Below are 3716 nucleotides of genomic sequence, written 5' to 3'. Positions count from 1 at the left end.
GTAACCTTTGCCATTTCTGCTGTTGAGCCTGTTCTTGCTCATGCTCAACAATGGACTGGGCTATAGCTTTGATCGCATCAATTTCAAAAAATGGCGGTTGTTCTGGTGGTGGTAACTGCTGCCCTGTCATCCGTTGCCACCATGTCGGCTGCGGTTGTTCTACTGGGGCAGGGGGTTGCGGTTGCTTGCCATGTCGGGCAAGCAAGGCGTAATCAGTGATGTACTGGGTTACTAAAGACTTATCAGGGCGATTAGGGTCGAACGCTGTATGAAAGTCCGTAGCTCGCTTATGTGCATCAACGAGAGATTGCGCTGCCATTTGCTCTCTTTTGCGTTCTAAGGCAATTTGCTGCTGCTGTGCATGTTCTGCATCACTTTTGGCTTTAGATCGCTGTAAATCGCTTAGGAGCGCATTTGACGCTATTATTTCTTGGTCAAGCCCCTTGATTTCTTGTCTATCACTGCGTCTATCTGCATTGCGCTGTCTGATTGCATCGTTAGCTTGTGCGACATCGGGCATAATGATTTCTGGGTCACGATCTTCTTCATTTTTTTGCTGTTCTGCTTCGTATCTTCTTCTTTGCTGTGTGACCTCGTAGCCCTCGTGCTGCGTGGCTTCTAGTCCATTGCCTAGGTCTTCGTAGCTCAAGTGACTAACACGCTCTTTAGAGCCGATAGCTTCAAGTTGAACGTTCACAAGATCGGCAAAATTTTTACGCCATTCGGTAACGGTTTTCGTTCCATCATCTCTACTGAAATCACGATATTTTTTAGCTTCAAACGTTCCATTTTTATTAATAGCTCGTGTGGTGAACATAACATGGGCGTGGTAGTTACGTTCGTCAGATCCACCACTAACGTGGGGGGCGTGGATTGCTGCATCAACTATCACGCCATGACGTTTAACAATATCCTGGCATAAGTCTGAAAGTAGGGCTTGCCGTTGTTCCTGGCTCAACTCTTGGGGAAAAGCAATTTCAAACTCTCTTGCCAGTAAAGCATCTTTTCTGCGCTCAGATTTTTCTACGGCATTCCATAAATTTTGACGATTCAATAGATCGGGGTGGGTGTTTTCAGGGGCATAGATTTGTGTGTGTTCCACACCTGATTTTTTTGTGTAGTCCTGTTCTTTTCCATAAAAATCGCACACCAATTTTTCACCAGAACGATAGGCGGCTGCGGCAATGGCACTCTGTCCTTTACCTCTACTAATTGCCTTAACGCTAAAATGATAAATTGCCATATTTGCTTTTGCTCTTAATTTCGCTTTAGCGAAATACAAACGAGGTGTCGAGTTTGTCAGGGGGTAAAGGGGGAGTTCCCCTTTCGCACCATTAATCCATACGAAGTATATGGATTAATGGCTAAGTGCGCCCTTACGGGATTCTTTGAGTATCATATACCGTCTTGAACGGCAGTTCAAACGGGATTATGATCGAGAAGAATCCTTGATATTGGAAAAGAGCATGACAGACGAAAAAGAGCCAAAGCCAAAGCTGACTTTAGAACAGAAAATCGAACAGCAAGAGCAAAAGCTAAAGCAACTAAAGGCACAGAAACAAGCTGCTGAAGCAAGAGAAAAGGCACGTAAAAAAGAGCAGGACAGAAAAGACGACACACGTATAAAAATTTTGCTCGGTTCTTATCTGAAGAAAAAAATGGACAGTAATCCAAAATACAATTCAGAAATACTGGATGAGCTAGAAAAATATCTGACTGCTGAGCGAGATAGAGCCTTGTTTGGACTAGCCCCTATTGTGACTAGCCCTTAAAATCTGTGTACTGGTGTAGTGCTGTAAAGATACGCTTTGCAGTGACTTCCCTTACTGACTTTGGATCTCTCAATATATTGCCTATCCATTGAGCAAAAGTGCTGTAATCGGGGAAAGTAGATAAATCCGATATGTCGCTAACCTTGCTCAGTATCGAGCTATATTTGCTGATCTGAGCGTCATTGAGATTGCAGAACATATCTATCGTATTTTTATCTCGTCCTGTTTCTATCACTTTCGGCTTTGGCTTTTCCTTGACTGTGAACTTAAAGCCAACCACTGACCGCCCTTTTTTTACGTTCTCATAGCTCAGGTTAATATCAGTGTTAGCCGTGATCTCGTCCAGTGATGGTTCAATAACACGGTTTTTTAAATTATCAATACGTTTATATGATTCAGGTAATCCTAGCTGTTCAAATAATTCATCTAGGCTGATTTGGAATCCTCCCATTGTTTGGTGTTTCTTGGCTAAATGATATAGGTCTAGCGAATAGTCTTTTTTTAGTCTTAGAACAACTTCTTTTTTATACTTGGTATAAGGGTTTAGGGCATCAAACTCTCTAAGCAGTAATAGCACTTCATCGGTAAAATATAGCTCTGCACCACCCTCACCATAAGCTGTCTTATACATCCATCGAATACTTACTTTCTTTTTATCTGCCCTGACATAACCAAAGGAACGGTCAAAAAGTTTCTTGGTTGCGATGCCTAAAGCGGTGTATGCACCTGTAATTTCAAGTCCACAAGCAGATGCAAATTCTTCTGTTGAGATAAAAATAGGTTCGCCACTGGATATATTCGTGGTTCTCGCTAAAGGCGTAGCCATGATGAATAAACGCTTTTCATCAAGTGTCATGCTCTTAAAACACTCTACTACTCGATTTTGTAAAACTACCCAGTCTTTGGGATAGTGTTTTTTTACATCTAATTCCATGTAAACCTACAAATTATAAATTTGTAGTATTTGTAGAATAAACTACAGATATAGTCAAGTAGGATAAAACATGGCATTTGTAGTTTTTAAACATGGCATTTGTAGTTTTTTAAGTGCCAAAAACATGGCATTTGTAGTTTAATACATGGCATTTGTAGTTTTTTAAAGTCTGAAAGCATTGGTATACGTGGGCTAGAGGGGGGTCTAAAAGCTTTTAAAAGCTTTTTAAAAACTAAAAAAGGGAATCAAAGGCAAAAGCAAGGTCAAAATCAAAGGCTATGGCACTCGCTTCGCTCGTGTCTTTTTGAAAAGCAAAGGCAAAAGCAAAAGCGACTATGGCTTTCGCTATCGCTCAAGGCTTTTTTAAGAGCAAAAGCACACGAAAGCTAATAGCTGCAAGGGTTTAGACACTTTCTAGGGTCAAAAGGCGAAAAAGCGGTTTTTCAGAGGGTCAAGGCGCAAATTTCAGTTGTTCGCTCGTAGACACTCGCTCTATAAGACCGTGTATTGTTTAGAAAAATTAAAATTTGTTATGGCTCAAAGTCATTTTTAGGGCGTGGCTGTTGTTGTATTTCATCCCTATTAACAGGCTTTTGCTGCATTTCAGCTATTTCCTTGTCCACCAATGCTTTGCGCTCTCTGTACGCCTCACGGTTGGCTTCTAATTCACGCTCTCTTTGTCGTATGAGTGCAGCTTCTTCCCTAGCTTTAGCTGCTTCCTCACGCATAAAACGGTCATGCTCGGCTTGCCAGTCTTTGGCTGCCTGCTCTTTTTCCTGCCAGTGCTGCCGATGGTATTTGATGAACTCGGCAAGTTCTTCATCACCTGCTTGCTGTCCCTCATCAAACGATCTGCTGATAGCATCTCGCTCAAGTCGGTCTACAGTGCTAGGGGAGTGTTGTAAAAACTCTTGTAACCTTTGCCATTTCTGCTGTTGAGCCTGTTCTTGCTCATGCTCAACAATGGACTGGGCTATAGCTTTGATCGCATCAATTTCAAAAAATGGCGG

4 protein-coding genes are annotated in these 3716 nt (G+C 42.0%); 1 reads left to right on the top strand and 3 read right to left on the bottom strand.

The annotated features are described in order from the left end of the window. A partial coding sequence (gene mobQ / locus ACG916_RS21395) for a MobQ family relaxase (RefSeq protein ID WP_419378811.1) occupies positions 1–1243 on the bottom strand: 1243 nt, incomplete at its 3' end. 223 nt (positions 1244–1466) lie between these two features. Between mobQ and ACG916_RS21390 the strand changes: the two genes are divergently transcribed. Further along, the gene (locus ACG916_RS21390) at positions 1467–1772 is read left to right on the top strand and encodes a mobilization protein (RefSeq protein ID WP_068560051.1); all 306 of its coding nucleotides are present in this window, start codon (positions 1467–1469) and stop codon (positions 1770–1772) included. On the opposite strand, the gene ACG916_RS21385 is transcribed toward ACG916_RS21390, so the two are convergent. After that, on the bottom strand, positions 1762–2706 hold the full coding sequence (locus ACG916_RS21385) for a replication initiation protein (RefSeq protein WP_272285734.1): 945 nt from the start codon (positions 2704–2706) through the stop codon (positions 1762–1764). The two genes, ACG916_RS21390 and ACG916_RS21385, sit on opposite strands and share 11 nt — an antisense overlap. A gap of 530 nt (positions 2707–3236) precedes the next feature. Further along, a partial coding sequence (locus ACG916_RS21380) for a hypothetical protein (protein WP_419378810.1) occupies positions 3237–3716 on the bottom strand: 480 nt, incomplete at its 5' end.

The sequence above is a fragment of the Acinetobacter legionensis genome (assembly GCF_048552295.1).
In the GTDB taxonomy this organism is placed as follows: domain Bacteria; phylum Pseudomonadota; class Gammaproteobacteria; order Pseudomonadales; family Moraxellaceae; genus Acinetobacter.
This window is presented reverse-complemented; position numbering and strand designations above follow the sequence as displayed.

What these genes read in the sequence shown, in the direction of transcription:
- ACG916_RS21390 (WP_068560051.1), top strand. Translation starts at nt 1,467, where the DNA reads ATGACAGACGAAAAAGAGCCAAAGCCAAAGCTGACTTTAGAACAGAAA.
- ACG916_RS21385 (WP_272285734.1), bottom strand. Translation starts at nt 2,706, where the DNA reads ATGGAATTAGATGTAAAAAAACACTATCCCAAAGACTGGGTAGTTTTA.